We start from the raw sequence: 16,146 nt of genomic DNA on the forward strand, positions 1-16,146 counted from the left end.
ACTCCGACCTGGCGCAAGAGAAACTGCAACAGGTCAAGGGCACCATCCGCTCGCGCGTCCTGTTCTGAGCGTAAGCGCTGGATGAAAAAGGGAGGCCCTGGTGGCCTCCCTTTTTTGTACTTACTTCACCTCGACAGTGATCTTCTTCGACTCGACACTGGGTTTGAACGGCACGTGGTACTGGTCGCCCAGCACCAGTTGCAGCGTGTGCTTGCCTGGGGTCAGGGTGATGGTGGCCTCGGTCTGCGCCTTGCCGAAGTGCAGCACTTGCGGGCCGGCCGGCAGCGCTACGCCGCTCTCGGGCATCAGGCTGGTCGGCAGTGGCTGGTCGGCGACAGGTTCCTTGTCGACGTCTACCAGCAGGTGATGATGGCCCGTGTGCGGCGTCTGGTCGCCTGCAGGCTTGAGGCCCATGCCCTCGATGCCGAACTTGACGGTGAAGGTCTTGTCGACCGTGGCGCCATCGGCGGGGGAAACGATGAAGACCTTGGCATCCTTGGGCGGCTCCTGGCTCTTGAGCGCATCCGCGGCGCTGGCCACCACTGCGGCCCCCATCAGCAGACCGGCAACCGCAGCACGCGAAAATAGGCTGTTCATTCACTTCTCCTGTGATTCACTTAAAGACCGCCGCCACTAAAAACCTGTGGCGGCGGAAGTTCACCATAGCCCACAAAGAGAAATATTTCAGTTAGGGTTAAACCTCGCCAAGGCTTCAAGGTCATAGGCTGCGCTCGACCGCAACGAAGGAACAAAGTTGCGGCGCTCGTTATTTATCTGCCAAAGAAAAAGGGGCACTACATGCGTTCGACCATAGGCGTACTGCTTGCAGTACTGATCACGCCATTGGCTCAAGCCGAGCTGATTGACGACATCGCCGACCGGGGCGAACTGCGCATTGCCGTGCAGGCCAACAATTCACCGTATGCGTTCAAGGAAAACGACCACCTCACCGGTTTCGACATCGAGTTCGGCCAGGAGCTGGCCAAGCAGCTGGACCTGCGCGCCGAGTTCATCGAAACCCCCGCGGCGGAGGTGCTGCCCGGGGTGGAAAGCGGCAAGTACGACGTGGCGCTGACCCCGTCAAGCGAAACGCCCAAGGGTGACGGCCCGCTCGATGTGAGCCTGCCGTTCGGCGAGAAGAAACTGGTGATCCCGTTCCAGAAGGACAACCCGGCCTTCGAGAGCGCCGTGAACAACGCGCTGCAACGGCTCAAGGACAGCGGGCGTACTGCCGAGCTCGAGCAGAAGTGGTTCAAGGGTGTGCAGGAGACGGCTGCCGGGCAGTAGCCACCACTGGCCTCATCGCCGGCAAGCCGGCTCCCACAGGGTTCGAGGTTGCCCATGTGGGAGCCGGCTTGCCGGCGATGGGGCCCGCAGCCTCAACCTCAAACTTCAGCCAACGCCCGCTGCGCCTCGTCCAGCTCCAGCTCGCTGAACACCAGCACCCCTTCACGCCGCAGCAACGCCGTGGTCACCCCCTCTCCCGGCACCTTCACCCCACTGAACGTGCCATCGTAGGTCAACCGGTTACCACAAGACGGGCTGCCCGCCTTGAGCACCGCCACGCGGATGCCATGCCGGCGCACCAGCCGCAGCGCCTGCTGCGCCCCGGCCAGAAAGGCCGCACTGACATCCTCGCCCGCCACCGTCAGTACCTGCGCGCCACCATCGAGCACCGCAGCGCCCTGCCCGCCGGGAATCTCCGCAGGCGGCCGTGGCGTCGGCAGCCCACCGGCCACCTCGGGGCACAACGGCACGACCCGGCCTTCGGCCTGCCAACGCTGCAACAGGCCCGGGTGCCCGCTGGCTCGCCCGTCGTAGCGCACCGGCTGGCCCAGCAGGCAGGCGCTGACCAGCACCTTGGGCAGGTCAGAACAGGTCATTGCCACGGCGCCTGAACCAGCCGGTCAACGACAGCCGATCGCGCAAGGCGGGCAGCACTTCATGGGGCACTTCACCCGACAGAAACACCACCAGGCTGCCGGCCTGGGGCGCCACATCGTGCTCCACGCCGCCCTTCAGGAACATGCGCAACTGCCCGCCATCCTGCGCCTGCCAGTTTTCGTTGAGGTACAGCACCGCCGAAACCATGCGCCGGTCATCGTCGCGAAAGCGGTCCAGGTGCCGGCGATAGAAGGCCCCGGGCGGGTACAGGGCAAAGTGGCACTCGAAGTCTTCAAGGCCGAGGAACAGGCCCTGGTTGATGGCCAGGCGCAACTGGTCCATGGCCGCCAGGTACTGATCGCAGGCGTCGGCCTGGCCGGGGTCGATCCACTGGATCTGATCACCGCGGATGGCCTCACGCACTTCCTGGGCAACACCGCGCCCCACCCCGGCCGGGTTGAGTTCGCCTTCGGCATCGCGGCGCCGGCATTCGGCTGCGAGCGCGCGCACCAGGTCGGCGGGCAGGAACAGTGCCTGCTGGGACCAGCCATGGGTGGCCAGATCGTCGACGACGGCCGCAAGCATCGGGTGTTCAGGGGATATGTGCATGGCGCGCATCATATCCATAAGCCCTGCACTCGCACAGCGCCACTTGGCCGAGAAACACGCGCCTATCTCGACAAACCGGCGTTTTGCCACGGACAATAGCCACCTGCCGACAGGAGTCCTTAATGCACCGTCTGTTTTCCCTGTTCTTGCTGATGATCTGCACCATGCCTGTCTGGGCAGACAGCCTCGATCAGCTGTACAAGGCGGCCGGCTGGCCCGACCAGCGCGCCCACTTCAACGACGCCCTGGGCGCCGCCCAGCAGCGCTATCGCAACAGCCTGCCGCCGGCGGTCTACCAGGCACTGGTCGACAACAGCAACCAACGCTTCCAGGCCCAGGCCATGGACCGGCGGGCCCAGGCGCAGCTGCGCGCGACCCTGCCCGACCCGGCGCCAGCACTGGCGTTCTTCCAGTCGCCGCTGGGGCGCAAGATCGTCGCCGCCGAACTGCTGGCCACGCGCAAGGACCAACTGGCCAAGAACGCCAAGGGCCTGCCGAAGATGCAGGCCAGCGACAACCGGCTCCTCATCATCGGCCACCTGGCCCAGGCGCTGCCTGCCCGCGAAGCGGGTGCCGAGGTCAGCCTGGCGATTGCCGGGGTAGCCGCCGACAGCTTGAGCTCGATGATCCCCGGCCTGTTCGGCGGCGGCCAGGCCCAGGGCCTGCTCGACGGCCAACGCCAGCGACTGATGAACCAGATCGGCGCCGACCTGAACAACACGCTGCTGTACGTCTACCGCGACCTTTCGGACGCCGAACTCGAAGAGTTCGCCACCTTCGCCGAGTCGCCGCAAGGCAAGGCTTACTACCAGGCCGCCATGGCAGCCGTGCGCGCGGGCCTGGCGGTGGGGCAGAACGGCGCAGACCTGAAGTAGTCAGCCCAGGCGCTGGTCGATGAAGTCGAAATAGCGCTGGCGGATGCCCGGCAGCTCGTTGGCCAGGTGGTGGCGGGCCTCGGGCAGCAGCAGAATCTGCGGCTGGTCGAACTTGGCCTTGAGCACCTTGAGGTTGTAGGGCCAGTCCACCGTGCCGTCCGCCTCGCCCTGCACGATCAACGGCCGCCGGCTGCTGGCCGGCGCCGCCTCGATGCGCTTCACCCAGGCCATCAACGCCCCCACCCACGCCGTCGGCAGACGCCGCGGTTGCAGCGGGTCGGCCTCCAGGAACGGCAGGAAGTTCGGGTCGTTGGTGTTTTCGCTGAAGCGCCGCTCGATGCCGTTGACGAAGTGACGCAGCACCCGGTAGCTGAACTTCGACCAGCGCCAGGCACGCGGCCGCACCAGCGGCGCGAGCAGGATCGTCTGCCCATCGATGGGGCTTTGCGCGCCCTTGTGCAGCAGATGGTCGACGGCGATGGCACCGCCCGTGCTCTGCCCGCACAGGTGCCAAGGGCTGGGTAGCTCAAGCTGCCGGGCCTGTTCGAACAAGGCATCGAGCACCTGCTGGTAGATCGCGAAATCGCTGATGCTGGCCCGTTCGCCGCTGGACAGGCCGTGGCCTGGCAGGTCGCAGCTGATGACCGCATAACCCAGCTTCAACGCCCACTCGATCACATGTCGATACAGGCCCATGTGGTCGTAGTAGCCGTGCAGCAGGAACAAGGTCGCAACGGGCTGCTGCGGCACCCACACCTGCCCGACCAGCTCGAAGCCCGCCACCTGGAAGCCCCCCAGCCAGCTTTGCAGCGGCAGGTCCAGGCCATAGAAGCGCTGGTAGTGCTGCGCCTCGGCAGACAACAGCTGACGCGCGCCAAGGGGCGCAAGGCTGGCGCGCAGGCTGTCGGGGTGAAAAGCAGCAGGCATGGGTACATCCACAGCGAAGCGAGTATTGACCTGGGATATTCAGCTCTGGGCTGCATCATGGCAAGCTTGGGAGACCTGCACCGGCCCTGTCGCCGGCAAGCCGGCTGCCACAGGTTGCGCTTCGCCGCGAACATTGTGGGAGCCGGCTTGCCGGCGATAGGGCCAGTGAATCCACCTCAAGGCCCCAGCGCACCCCATGCAGACCCGCCTAGCCAAACCAATCCTCACCGCGCTCGCGTTGCTGCTCGGCGCCGCAATCCTCTGGCAGGCGTACGCCAGCTTCCAGTCCCGCTACCTGCGCCCCTTCGACAACCAGGCCACCCTCTTCGACGGCAGCCAACTGCGCCTGCCCGCCGAGCTCGCCGGCCCCGGCCCGATCCGCGTGGTGCATTTCTGGGACCCGACCTGCCCGTGCAACGTCGGCAACCAGCAGCACCTGGGCGACCTGGTCAGCCAGTTCGCCAGCCAAGGCGTGGCCTTCCACGTCGTGCAGAAGCCGGGCACCCACGGCCAGTTGCCCGCCAACCTCGCCAGCCTCGAGCCCATCGCCCAGCTGCCCGGCAGCGAGCACCTGCCGGCATCCCCCGCCGTGGCCATCTGGGACCGCCAGGGCCACCTCGCCTATTTCGGCCCCTACAGCGAAGGCGCCGTTTGCAACGCCAGCAACAGCTTCATCGAACCGATCCTCAAGGCATTGCTCGACGGCCGCCAGGTCAGCGCGTCCAACACCTTGGCGGTGGGCTGCTATTGCCCCTGGGCCGGCTGACGCACCCGCGCCGGGTTGCCCATCACCACGGCGCCGGCCGGCACATCGCGGGTCACCACGCTGCCGGCGCCCACCACGGCGTTGTCGCCGATGCTTACGCCAGGCAGGATGATCGCCGCGCCACCGATCCACACATTGTTGCCGATGCTCACCGGCCGCCCGCTTTCCAGGCCGGTGCGCCGCACTTCGGGGTCCAGCGGGTGGTCCGCGGTGTAGATCTGCACGGCAGGGCCGATCTGGCAGTCGTCACCGATGTGCACCGGCAGCACGTCGAGGATCACGCAGTTGAAGTTCATGAAGCAGTTGCGCCCCACGCGGATGTTGTAGCCGTAGTCGCAATAGAACGGCGGGCGAATCACCGTGCCTTCGCCGACATGGCCGAAGTGTTCGGCGAGCAGGCCGTTGCGGGCGTCGTTGAGCAGTTCGACGCTGTTGTTGTAACGGTGCATCCAGTGCTTGTTGGCAATCTGCTCGGCTTGCAGCTCGGGGCAGCCGGCGTGGTAGAGCTGGCCGCTGAGCATTTTCTGTTTTTCGCTGAGGGACATGGGATCTCCTGTGGGGGCTATGCTCTGTCCGGAATCCGTCGATGATCGGACCACAGTTTCCGCTCGAATGCACAAGGAGTTTCGATGAAGCGCAGCCTCACCCTGTTGGCCGTGGCGGTGGTGGCAGTGGCCGCCGGCGCCGGTTACTGGTACGTGCAGAGCAAGCTGCCGCAACGCGAGGGCGAGGTGGCGATCAGCGGGTTGCAGGCGCCGGTCACCGTGCGCTACGACGCCCGCGGCGTGCCCCACCTGCAAGCGCAGAACGAGCAGGACCTGTACCGCGCCCTGGGCTACGTGCACGCCCAGGACCGCTTGTTCCAGATGGAAATCATGCGCCGCCTGGCCCGTGGCGAGCTGGCCGAGGTGCTGGGCGACAAGCTGCTGCCTACCGACACGCTGTTTCGCAGCCTGCGCATCCGCGAGCAGGCGGCGCTGATGGTGCAGCGCCAGGACCACCAGTCCCCCGCCTGGCAAGCGCTGCAAGCCTACCTCGATGGCATCAATGCCTGGCAGGCCAGCCACCGCAAGCCGATGGAATTCGACCTGATCGGCATCACGCCGCGGCCGTTCACCGCTGAAGACACCCTGAGCATCGCCGGCTACCTGGCCTACAGCTTCGCCGCCGCATTTCGCACAGAACCTGCGCTGACCTACATCCGCGACCAGCTCGGCCCGCAGTACCTGAAGATCTTCGACCTCGACTGGCAGCCCGACGGCGCACTGGCCACCCCACTGGCGGCAGCCGACTGGCAGAGCCTGGAAGCACTGGCCCGCCTCAGCCACGAGGCCCTCAGCGACGCCGGCATCCCGCAGTTCGAAGGCAGCAACGCCTGGGCCGTTTCCGGCAGCCGCACCCGCAGCGGCAAGCCCTTGCTGGCCGGCGACCCGCACATCAGCTTCGCGGTACCGGCGGTGTGGTACGAGGCCGAGCTGTCGGCGCCGGGCTTCAACCTGTACGGCTACTTCCAGGCGCTCAACCCGTTTGCCCTGCTCGGGCACAACCGCGACTTCGGCTGGAGCCTGACCATGTTCCAGAACGACGACGTCGACCTGATCGCAGAAAAGACCAACCCCGCCAACAGCGAGCAAGTGCTGGTCGATGGCAAGTGGCGCACGCTGGAAAAGACCCAACAGCAGATCGCGGTCAAGGGCGAGCAGCCTGTCACCATCAACCTGCGCCGCTCGCCCCACGGGCCGATCGTCAACGACGTGCTCGGCGCCACGGCCGGCACCACGCCGATTGCCATGTGGTGGGCGTTTCTGGAAACCGAAAACCCGATCCTCGACGGCTTCTACCAGCTCAACCGCGCCGATACCCTGGCCAAGATGCGCGAAGCGGCGGCCAAGGTGCAGGCACCGGGGCTCAACTTCGTCTGGGCCAACGCACGTGGCGATATCGGCTGGTGGGCCGCCGCGCAGCTGCCGATTCGCCCGGACGGGGTCAACCCGGCGTTCATCCTCGATGGCGCCAGCGCCCAGGCCGACAAGCTGGGTTTCTACCCGTTCAGCGTCAACCCGCAACAGGAAAACCCGGCCAGTGGCTACATCGTCTCGGCCAACTTCCAGCCGCCAGCCGTGGTGAGCATTCCGGGTTACTACAACCTGCCGGACCGGGGCCGCCAGCTCGATCGCCACCTGGCCGACCCGCAGGTGAAGTGGGACACCAGCAACAGCCAGGCGCTGCAACTCGATACCGCCAGCGACTACGGCCCGCGCACCTTGGCGCCGCTGCTGGCGACCTTGCGCAAGGTCGCCCAGGGCGACGAGGAAAAGGAGCTGGTCGAGCAACTGGCGGCCTGGCGCGGCGATTACCCGCTGGACTCCACCAGCGCCACGCTGTTCTACCAGTTCCTCTACGACCTGGCATACGCGGCGCTGCATGACGAACTGGGCGACACCTGGTTCCCGGTGCTGATCAGTACCCGCGCCATCGATGCCGCGCTGCCGCGCCTGGCCGCCGACGCCGGGTCGCCGTGGTGGAACACCAAGGGCGCCAACCAGCGCAGCGACCGCACCAGCGTGGTACGCCTGGCCTGGCAGCAAAGCCTCAAGCATTTGCGCGAAACCTTCGGCAACGACCCGGCAAGCTGGCAGTGGGGCAAGGCCCACACCCTGACGCACAACCATCCGCTGGGGGTGAAGAAGCCGCTGAACCTGCTGTTCAACGTCGGGCCGTTTGCCGCGCCGGGCACGCACGAGGTGCCCAACAACCTGTCGGCGAAGCTGGGGCCGGCGCCCTGGCCGGTGAACTACGGGCCTTCGACACGGCGGCTGATCGACTTTGCCGACGCCGGGCAGGCGCTGACCAGCAACCCGGTCGGGCAGAGTGGGGTGCCGTTCGACAAGCATTACGCCGACCAGGCAGAGGCCTACATCAATGGAAGATATTCCAGGGCGCAAATGGGCATTATCCCTGCGCAGAGCACGTTACGCTTGGGCCCGGCACGTTAGCACCTCTCCTTAATTTCTGAAGGTACGCCAATGCAGAAGAACTTCATCGAGATTGACGGCGCGCGCATGAGCTACGTCGATCAGGGCCAAGGCTTCCCCATCCTGCTCGGCCACAGCTACTTGTGGTCGGCCGCCATGTGGCAACCGCAGATCGATGCGCTGTCTCGCCATTTCAGGGTGATCGCCCCGGAACTGTGGGGGCATGGCGACAGCGAAGCGCCACCGGCCACCACCACCGACATGCGCGCCCTTGCCCGCCAGCACCTGGCATTGCTGGATGCCCTGGACATCCCCCAGTGCCACCTGGTCGGCCTGTCGGTCGGCGGCATGTGGGGTGCGGAACTTGCCGCAGACCATCCGGCGCGGGTCGACCGCCTGGTACTGATGGACACTTATCTGGGCGCAGAGCCGCAAGCGACCCGGCTCAAATACTTTGCCCTGCTCGATGCCGCCAGCGCAGCGGGCTGCTTCAGCGACGCCCTGCTCGATATCATCGTGCCGATTTTCTTCCACGCCGGTGGCCAGACGGTGCCCGAGGTTCGCGAGCAATTTCGCGCAGCGCTCAAGGCCAGCAGCGCCGAAACCGTTCGCCAGAGCCTGGCGCCGATGGGCCGGCTGATTTTCAGCAGGCCTGATCTGCTGGCGCGCCTGGCTGAGCTGCCCGCGCAGCGCACCATTGTTCTGTGCGGCGACCAGGACATCCCGCGCCCGCCGGAAGAGTCGCTGGAAATGGCGCAGCTGATTGGCTGCCTGGCAGCGCAGATTCCCCATGCAGGGCATATCTCCAGCCTGGAGAACCCGCAGGTGGTGAGCCAGTTCCTGCTGGATTGGTTGCCGCGCAACGCTTGAGCAGATGGGGGCCGAAACCGGCCCCCATCATCCGATCAACCCTGCCACTTGCCCCCTTCGACGATCACGCTCTCAGGCTTGGTGTCATCGCTCAGTTCCTTGCGCACATACTGGTCATACAGCTTGAGCAGGAACTTCTCCTCGCCCAGCTTGGCCAGCTCGGCATTCACCCAGTCACGCAGCTCGGTGTTGCCCTTCTTCACCGCCGGGGCAATCGGCGCCTCTTCGCCCAGCAGCTGCGGCAGCACGCGGTAACCCGGGTTCTGCTTGGCCCAGCTGAACAGGATCAGGTTGTCCTGGGCGTAGGCGTCGCCACGGCCAGCAGCCAGCGCTTGCAGCGATTCGCTGTTCTTCTCGAACTTCAGCAGCTTCCAGTCCGGGTGGTGCTTGCTCAGCCAGATGTCTGCCGTGGTGCCGGTGGTGACGATGGTGGTCTTGCCGGCCAGGTCATCGAGCTGCTGCACCGCGCTGCCGTCGGCGACGATGGCCTGCACGGCCACGCGCAGGTTGGGGTTGGTGAAGTCCACCGCTTCCTTGCGCTCGGGTGTCACGGTCATGTTGGCGAGGATCAGGTCGACCTTGTCGCTTTGCAGGAACGGGATGCGGCTGGCCGGCTCGACGGCGACGAACTCCACCTTGTTCTCGTCGCCGAGCAGGTCCTTGGCCAGGCGCCGGCCGATGTCGGTGTCAAAACCCACATAGCGGCCGCTTTCATCGACGAAGCCGAACGGCGGCTTGTCGGTGAACACGCCGACGATCAGCTTGTCACGCGCCTTGATGGTTTCCAGGTAGCTGGTCGCAGGCGATGCCGCGGCAGGCTTGGCGGGTTCCTCGGCCTTGTTGCAGCCGGCCAGCAGGGCCAGGCCGAACAGCGGCGCCAGCAGTTTGGTGAGGGGGGCAGTTTTCATGACAGTTCCTTATGCAGTGTCGTGGGCAGGCTTTCGACGAAGGAGAATTTGTCCAGGAACTGCTGCGCTCGTGCGGTCCGCGGCTGGCTGAAGAAGCTCTCGGGGTCGCTCTGTTCAAGGATCCTGCCGGCCTCCATGAACACGATTCGGTCGGCCACCGCGCGGGCGAAGGCCATTTCGTGGGTAACGATAAGCAAGGTCATGCCGTCGCGGGCCAGGCCCTGGATCACCTGCAGCACCTCCTTGACCATCTCCGGGTCGAGGGCAGCGGTCACCTCGTCGAACAGCATCACCTGCGGGTTCATGCACAGCGCGCGGACGATGGCGATGCGCTGCTGCTGGCCGCCGGACAGCTGGCGCGGGTAGGCGTCGCGCTTGTCCAGCAGGCCGACGCGGGCCAGCAGGGCTTCGGCCTGGGCCTGGGCTTCGGCGCGCTCGCGCTTCTGCACCTTGAGCGGGCCCAGCAGCAGGTTGTCGATCACCCGCATGTGGCCGAACAGGTGATAGCTCTGGAACACCATGCCCACCCGCTGGCGCACCTGGCGCCAGTCGGTGTCAGGTGCCAGTAGCGCTTCGCCGGCCAGGCGCAGCTGGCCGCTGTGCGCGTCTTCCAGTCCATTGAGGCAGCGCAGCAAGGTGCTTTTGCCGCAGCCGCTGGGGCCGAGGATCACCACCACTTCGCCGGCCTCTACCTTGAGGTCGACATCCTTGAGCACCTGGTGCTCGCCGAAATACTTGTTGAAACCCTGGAATTCGATCAGTGCGCTCATGAGTGGGCCCAGCGCCGCTCCAGCACGCGCGAGGCGGCGGACAGCGGGTAACAGACGATGAAGAAGAACAGAAACAGCACGCCGTAGATCAGCACCGATTCGTAAGTGCGCTCGATGATCTGCTGGCCCACCTTGATGACATCGACCACACCGATCAGCACCGCCAGCGAGCTGGTCTTGATGATCCGCGTGTAGATGTTGATGGTCGGCGGGGTCATGCGCTTGAGCGCCTGGGGCAGCAGCACATGGCCGTAGAGCTGGGCGCCGGACAGGCCGATCGACAGCCCCGCCTCACGCTGCCCGCGCGGCAGCGATTGCAAGGCGCCGCGCACCACCTCGCCGACCTCGCTGGCGCCCCACAGCCCGAGCACCAGCACCGCGCACCAGAAACTGGGGATGCTCAGGGCGAAGAAGATCGGCAGGCCGAAGAACACCAGGTACAGCCACACCAGTACCGGGATCGCCCGGAACAACTCGAGGTAGACCTGCAGGGCGATGTTCAGCAGGCGGTTGCCGAGGGTTGCCAGCACGCCGTAGAGCACGCCACCGAGGGTCGCTAAGACGATGCCCAGGCCCGAGATGGCCAGGGTTTGCGCCGCGCCACGGCCAAGCTGCGGCAGCGACACCAGCAGCAGGTCAAACGCCGAACTGGCCATGTTGCAGCCTCCTTTCCAGGTAGCGCAGCAGCAGCGACAGGGGCAGGAACAGCAGCACGCAGAGCAGCGTCAGCACGGCGAGCATTTCGTAGGTCTTGTAGTACAGGGCGATGTAGTTCTTGGTGGTGTAGAGAATCTCGGGCACGGCCACGGCCGACACCACCGTGGTTTCCTTGAGCAGGAAGATGAAATTGGCGAACAGCGCCGGCAGGCTCAGAAGGCCCGCCTGGGGCAGGATCACATGGCGCAGCAGCTGGCCTTCGGAAAGGCCGATGGCGCGCCCCGACTCCAGTTGCGCACGCGGCACCGCCTCGACACCGGCGCGCAGCACTTCGGTGAGGTAGGCGCCGCCCATGAAGGTCATGGTGATGATCGCCGCAGCGAAGCCGGAGATGTTCAGGCCCAGGCTGGGCAAGGCGAAGTAGACGAAGAACAGCTGGATCAGCAGCGGCGTGTTGCGCGCCAGCTCCACGTAGCCTTGCACCAGGCGCCACAGGTAGGGCGTGCGCAGGACCAGCAGGGTGGCATTGACCAGAGCGACCAGCAGCGAAGTGGCTATGGCGATCAGGCCGACCTGCAAGGTCACGCCCACGGCCTTGAAGAATGCCGGAAGTGTACTAAGAATGAAGGCGGTGTCGAAGGTCATGGAACGGGCCTCGACAGCGTGTTTGGGAAGTACGGCATGGGCAAGTTCTACCGGGTGCGCAGTGCACGATCAGTAGACTCTAAAGGTATAAAAAACTTTTAATAAATACCTTTATTGCATATTGATATCACTGAAACTTTACTGCCAGGGGTGCCTCAAACAGCTTTAGAACAAGGCTTGCAAGGCCATCAAACCAACAAGGACGATAACGATGAATTGCCCCTGCTCAACCGATCGCAATGAACAGATTCTGTGGCTGATGGCGTTGCGCCGGGCGCTTGGCAGCCCACGCTGAGTGGGGTGCCTGTTCTGGCCCCTTCGCGGGGCAAGCCCGCTCCCACAGGTTCACCACCACCTTCAAAGCTACTAGTGAACCTGTGGGAGCGGGCTTGCCCCGCGAAAGGGCCGGCAATGCCCACCCTTCGATACCGCCAGGCACAAACAAAAACGCCGACGCAAAATGCGCCGGCGTTTTCGATTACAGGGTCAGCCAGGCAAATCAGAACGCCGGCAGCACCGCACCGCTGTACTTCTTGGCGATGAACTCCTTCACTTCAGGGCTGGTCAGGGCCTTGGCCAGCTTCTGGATCGCATCGCTGTCCTTGTTGTCCGGGCGCGCCACCAGGAAGTTCACGTAAGGCGAGTCGCTGCCCTCGATCACCAGCGCATCCTTGGCCGGGTTCAGGCCCGCTTCCAGTGCGTAGTTGGTGTTGATCATGTCCAGGTCGACCTGGTCCAGCACACGCGGCAGCATGGCCGATTCCAGCTCGCGGAACTTCAGCTTCTTCGGGTTCTCGGCGATGTCTTTCGGCGTGGCCAGGGCGTTTTTCGGGTCTTTCAGGGTGATCAGGCCAGCCTTCTGCAGCAGGATCAGCGCGCGGCCGCTGTTGCTGCCTTCGTTAGGAATGGCAACGGTGGCGCCATCCTTGAGCTCGGACAGGCTCTTGATCTTCTTCGAGTAGCCACCAAACGGCTCGACGTGCACGCCTACCACGGTTTCCAGGTGAGTGCCCTTGCCTTCGTTGAAGCTCTTGAGGTACGGCAGGGTCTGGAAGTAGTTGGCGTCCAGGCGCTTCTGGTCGACCTGCACGTTAGGCTGCACGTAGTCGGTGAAGACCTTGATTTCCAGGTCCACGCCTTCCTTGGCCAGGGTTGGCTTGATCAGCTCGAGGATCTCGGCGTGGGGCACCGGGGTGGCGGCAACCACCAGTTTCTCGGCAGCGGCGGCCAGGCCGGAGAACGACAGGGCAGCGGCCAGGGCCGTGGTCAGCAGGGTCTTGTTCATGGTGGTCCTTGTTCTGTTTCTGGCCATCGGCGATGGCAAAAAGTCGGTTGCCCAACCGGTTCACCCGGGAGCGTGAGGCGGACAATACCGAGATTTTTTATTCCGGAACAATATCTTTTAATTCGCTGCTTATTCCGAAAACAAATAGCCATCACGGCATTCGCTTATACCGATGTCTAGCGCGCCAGGTCCGGCAGGTCGAGGTCTTCGGGCTGGATCTCTTCGCTGTCATTGACCAGCAAGGCGAAGTGGATGACGTTCTCCAGTTCGCGGGTGTTGCCCGGCCAGGCATGGGCCTCCAGCAGCTGTTGCGCGGCTTCGCTGATCAGCGGCAGCGAGCGCTGCAGGCGCACGCAGTAGATGCCCACGAAGTACTCGGCCAGCGGCAGGATATCGCCGCGCCGCTCGCGCAGCGGCGGCAACTCCAGGGCGCCTTCGAGCAGGTACTGGTACAAGCGCTCGTTGAAGCGCCCGGCACGCACTACCCGCGCCAGGTCGATGCTGGTGGCGGCCACCAGGCGCACATCCACCGCCTGCGGCTGCTGCGCGCCCACCCGGGTGACTTCGCGGTTTTCCAGCGCTGCCAGCAACTTGCCCTGGATCTCCAGCGGCAGGTCGGCGATTTCATCCAGGTACAAGGTGCCGCCGTTGGCCGAACCGAACCAGCCGGCGCGGCTGCTGGCGGTGCCACCCTGGGCCCCGGCGCTGTAGCCGAACAGCTCGGCATCGGCGTAGGTCGGGCTGATGGCGGCGCAGTTGACCGACACGAACAGCCCTGCCCGGTCGCTGGCGCGGTGGATCTGCCGCGCCAGCAATTCCTTGCCGGTGCCGGTCTCGCCGCGGATCAACACCGGCAATGCTTGCGGCGCCAGCCGCTCCAGCGCCTGGCGCAGTTGCTGCGAGCGGGGGTCGATGAACACCAGGGCCTTGGCGCGGATGCTCAGCGGGCTTTTGTCCAGTTCGGGGAAGGTCAGCAGCGGCTGGCCAAAGGGGTTTTGAAAAGTCATGCGTAACTCCCGCCCCGGGCTGTAGGTGGCCGGGCGTCAGGCAAAGGTGATCGGTAGGGGTGGATCAGGCGCGACGCAGCGCACGCTGTTCGACCCGGCTCTGCAGGCGATACAGGTAGGCGAAGCCCTGCTCCCAGCGCTCATGCCCGGACTTGACGTTGATGTGCCCGGCATTGCTCAGCAGCCCGGCTTCCGCGCCCCAGGCCTGGGCCAGGTACAGCGCGCGCGGCACGCTGACGGCGGGGTCGTTGTCCGAACTGACCACCTGGCTTGGGAACGGCAAGGCCTGCTGCGGGATCGGCGCAAAGTTGCGCAAGGCCGGTGCGCAGGTCGGGCGCTCGACGTCCGCCGGCGCCACCAGCAACGCACCGCGAACGCGGCGCAGCAATGCCGGGCTGGCCTGCGCCGCCCAATGGGCAACGGTGATGCAGCCCAGGCTGTGGGCGATGAGGATCACCGGCGAAGGTTCGGCGGCGATGGCCTGCTCCAGTGCCTGCACCCAGTCGTGGCGCTGCGGGGTCAGCCAGTCGTGCTGCTCGACCCGGGCGCTGTTGGGCAGGCTGCGCTGCCAGTGGCTTTGCCAATGATTGTCTGGCGATCCTTGCCAGCCCGGCACAATCAGGTAACGAATCGACTCATTGCGCATGGGGACGCCTCCAGTAAGTTTGCGTGCTTGCGGTCCAGTATAGGGCGGCAGTTATATCAGTAAAGGAATAAGAAGCTATTTATTAATAACCAAAACATCAAAAGTACTGACCCGCATCAATAAAAAAAGGGCCATCCCCTGCCAAGAGATATGGCCCTAAGCACTTGCCTGAAGAGGGTTGCCCGGTCAGCGCGCGGTGATCACCGCCAGCTTGCTGATGCCGGCACGTTCGATGGCCGCCATGGCGCGCGCCACTTCGCCGTAATTCACGCCGTCGTCGGCCTGGAGCTGCACGCGCACTTGCGCGTCCTTGTCCTTGGCCGCCTTGAGGTTGGCTTCCAGCGACTGGGGCTGGATCTCGTCCTTGTTGATGAACAGCTTGCCGTCGCCGTCGATGCTCACCACCAGCGGGTCCTTCTGCTCCACCGGGGCCACGGCCTCGGTCTTGGGCAGGTTGATGGGGATGGCGTTGGTCAGCAGCGGCGCGGTGACGATGAACACCACCAGCAGCACCAGCATCACGTCGACCAGCGGTGTCACGTTGATCTCACTGAGGACTTCGTCGCTGTCCTGGGTCGAAAAGGCCATGTCAGGACGCCTCCTTCACAGGCTGGGTGAAGCCGGCCTGGGCCTTGTGCACCGCCGGGTGCACCAGCACGCGGAAGGCACTCTTCTGGGCCAGGCTGTAGAAGTCGTGGGCGAAGTCATCGAGGTCGGCGGCGGTCAGCTTGAGGCGGCGCAGGAAGTAGTTGTAGACCAGCACCGCAGGCACCGCGACGGCGATACCGACACCGGTCGCCACCAGCGCCGCGCCGATCGGCCCGGCCACGGTTTCCAGGCTGGCCGAGCCGGCCGCGCTGATGCCCTTGAGCGCCTCCATGATGCCCCACACCGTGCCGAACAGGCCGATGAAGGGCGAGGTGCTGCCGATACTGGCGACCACGGCCAGGCCGGTTTCCAGCGAACGGCGCTCGCGCACGATCTGCTGGCGCAGGGCGCGTTCGAGACGGTCCTGGTGGTTGATGGCCTGGCTCAGGTCGCTGGCCTGGGTATCGCCGACGGCAATTGCGGCATAACCGGACTGCGCCACGCGGGCGGCCGGGCCCGGTGACTCGTGGCTGATTTCGGCAGCCGAGTCCAGGCTCGACGCCGCCCAGAACTGCTGGTGGAAGCGTTTGTCCTGGCGCTTGAGCCGCACGAACTGCACGACCTTGACCAGGGCCAGGCCCCAGGTGACGACGGAAAAACCGACCAGCAGCCAGATGACTGCGCTTTCAACGGATTCGAGGGGGGATGCCAGCAGGCTCATGATGATGTCTTCC

General features: G+C 65.1%; 19 protein-coding genes. 5 read left to right on the plus strand and 14 right to left on the minus strand.

What is annotated here, in order from left to right; genetic code table 11:
* Positions 1–120 precede the first annotated feature (120 nt).
* On the minus strand, positions 121–597 hold the full coding sequence (locus tag B3E94_RS02365) for a DUF4399 domain-containing protein (RefSeq protein ID WP_236235997.1): 477 nt from the start codon (positions 595–597) through the stop codon (positions 121–123).
* Positions 598–798: 201 nt separating this feature from the next.
* On the opposite strand from B3E94_RS02365, the gene B3E94_RS02370 reads away from it, so the two are divergent.
* On the plus strand, positions 799–1,287 hold the full coding sequence (locus B3E94_RS02370; protein WP_286912184.1) for a substrate-binding periplasmic protein: 489 nt from the start codon (positions 799–801) through the stop codon (positions 1,285–1,287).
* 98 nt (positions 1,288–1,385) lie between these two features.
* Here the strand turns inward: B3E94_RS02370 and B3E94_RS02375 are convergent, their stop codons facing one another.
* Both B3E94_RS02375 and B3E94_RS02380 read right to left on the minus strand, forming a co-directional pair.
* Complete coding sequence (locus B3E94_RS02375; protein WP_176517791.1) at positions 1,386–1,883, minus strand: DUF523 domain-containing protein; 498 nt, start codon at positions 1,881–1,883, stop codon at positions 1,386–1,388.
* Positions 1,870–2,502, minus strand: coding sequence for a 2OG-Fe(II) oxygenase (locus B3E94_RS02380; protein ID WP_176517812.1), 633 nt, complete (start codon positions 2,500–2,502; stop codon positions 1,870–1,872). The genes B3E94_RS02375 and B3E94_RS02380 overlap by 14 nt, the downstream gene beginning before the upstream one ends.
* A 113-nt stretch (positions 2,503–2,615) precedes the next feature.
* On the opposite strand from B3E94_RS02380, the gene B3E94_RS02385 reads away from it, so the two are divergent.
* Positions 2,616–3,368 (plus strand): DUF2059 domain-containing protein, encoded by a 753-nt coding sequence (locus B3E94_RS02385; RefSeq protein WP_286912185.1) that lies wholly within the window; start codon positions 2,616–2,618, stop codon positions 3,366–3,368.
* Here the strand turns inward: B3E94_RS02385 and B3E94_RS02390 are convergent, their stop codons facing one another.
* Positions 3,369–4,295: an alpha/beta hydrolase gene (locus tag B3E94_RS02390; RefSeq protein WP_286912186.1), complete on the minus strand. Its 927-nt coding sequence runs from the start codon at positions 4,293–4,295 to the stop codon at positions 3,369–3,371. It lies immediately after the preceding gene.
* A gap of 196 nt (positions 4,296–4,491) precedes the next feature.
* Here B3E94_RS02390 and B3E94_RS02395 point away from each other — a divergent pair, with 196 nt between their 5' ends.
* Positions 4,492–5,061: a DUF6436 domain-containing protein gene (locus tag B3E94_RS02395; protein ID WP_286912187.1), complete on the plus strand. Its 570-nt coding sequence runs from the start codon at positions 4,492–4,494 to the stop codon at positions 5,059–5,061.
* On the opposite strand, the gene B3E94_RS02400 is transcribed toward B3E94_RS02395, so the two are convergent.
* Positions 5,040–5,606, minus strand: coding sequence for a sugar O-acetyltransferase (locus B3E94_RS02400; RefSeq protein WP_176517795.1), 567 nt, complete (start codon positions 5,604–5,606; stop codon positions 5,040–5,042). The two genes, B3E94_RS02395 and B3E94_RS02400, sit on opposite strands and share 22 nt — an antisense overlap.
* Before the next feature lie 84 nt (positions 5,607–5,690).
* Between B3E94_RS02400 and B3E94_RS02405 the strand changes: the two genes are divergently transcribed.
* A complete protein-coding gene (locus B3E94_RS02405) occupies positions 5,691–8,057 on the plus strand; it encodes a penicillin acylase family protein (protein ID WP_286912188.1) in 2,367 nt (788 codons plus the stop codon).
* A 30-nt stretch (positions 8,058–8,087) separates the two neighbouring features.
* The gene (locus tag B3E94_RS02410; RefSeq protein WP_236235989.1) at positions 8,088–8,906 is read left to right on the plus strand and encodes an alpha/beta fold hydrolase; all 819 of its coding nucleotides are present in this window, start codon (positions 8,088–8,090) and stop codon (positions 8,904–8,906) included.
* A gap of 35 nt (positions 8,907–8,941) precedes the next feature.
* Here B3E94_RS02410 and B3E94_RS02415 read toward each other — a convergent pair whose 3' ends face one another.
* The 9 genes from B3E94_RS02415 to B3E94_RS02455 form a co-directional block, all read right to left on the minus strand.
* A complete protein-coding gene (locus B3E94_RS02415; RefSeq protein ID WP_286912190.1) occupies positions 8,942–9,814 on the minus strand; it encodes a transporter substrate-binding domain-containing protein in 873 nt (290 codons plus the stop codon).
* Positions 9,811–10,584 carry an amino acid ABC transporter ATP-binding protein gene (locus B3E94_RS02420; protein WP_286912191.1) on the minus strand — a complete coding sequence of 258 codons (774 nt, stop codon included), beginning with the start codon at positions 10,582–10,584 and terminating at the stop codon, positions 9,811–9,813. The genes B3E94_RS02415 and B3E94_RS02420 overlap by 4 nt, the downstream gene beginning before the upstream one ends.
* Positions 10,581–11,240, minus strand: coding sequence for an amino acid ABC transporter permease (locus B3E94_RS02425; RefSeq protein ID WP_286912193.1), 660 nt, complete (start codon positions 11,238–11,240; stop codon positions 10,581–10,583). Before B3E94_RS02425 ends, B3E94_RS02420 begins: the two co-directional genes overlap by 4 nt.
* Positions 11,221–11,886 carry an amino acid ABC transporter permease gene (locus B3E94_RS02430; RefSeq protein ID WP_176517800.1) on the minus strand — a complete coding sequence of 222 codons (666 nt, stop codon included), beginning with the start codon at positions 11,884–11,886 and terminating at the stop codon, positions 11,221–11,223. Before B3E94_RS02430 ends, B3E94_RS02425 begins: the two co-directional genes overlap by 20 nt.
* A 499-nt stretch (positions 11,887–12,385) precedes the next feature.
* Positions 12,386–13,171: a MetQ/NlpA family ABC transporter substrate-binding protein gene (locus B3E94_RS02435; RefSeq protein ID WP_236235988.1), complete on the minus strand. Its 786-nt coding sequence runs from the start codon at positions 13,169–13,171 to the stop codon at positions 12,386–12,388.
* A 176-nt stretch (positions 13,172–13,347) separates the two neighbouring features.
* Positions 13,348–14,178 carry a sigma 54-interacting transcriptional regulator gene (locus B3E94_RS02440; RefSeq protein WP_176517802.1) on the minus strand — a complete coding sequence of 277 codons (831 nt, stop codon included), beginning with the start codon at positions 14,176–14,178 and terminating at the stop codon, positions 13,348–13,350.
* 64 nt (positions 14,179–14,242) lie between these two features.
* Positions 14,243–14,824: an alpha/beta hydrolase gene (locus B3E94_RS02445; protein WP_176517803.1), complete on the minus strand. Its 582-nt coding sequence runs from the start codon at positions 14,822–14,824 to the stop codon at positions 14,243–14,245.
* A 186-nt stretch (positions 14,825–15,010) separates the two neighbouring features.
* Positions 15,011–15,412, minus strand: a complete 402-nt coding sequence (locus B3E94_RS02450) for an ExbD/TolR family protein (protein WP_176517804.1) — start codon at positions 15,410–15,412, stop codon at positions 15,011–15,013.
* 1 nt (position 15,413) lies between these two features.
* Positions 15,414–16,133, minus strand: a complete 720-nt coding sequence (locus B3E94_RS02455; protein WP_176517805.1) for a MotA/TolQ/ExbB proton channel family protein — start codon at positions 16,131–16,133, stop codon at positions 15,414–15,416.
* Between the last annotated feature and the right edge of the window lie 13 nt (positions 16,134–16,146).

Source organism: Pseudomonas sp. UBA6315, from assembly GCF_002438125.1.
Lineage (GTDB): Bacteria > Pseudomonadota > Gammaproteobacteria > Pseudomonadales > Pseudomonadaceae > Aquipseudomonas > Aquipseudomonas faucium.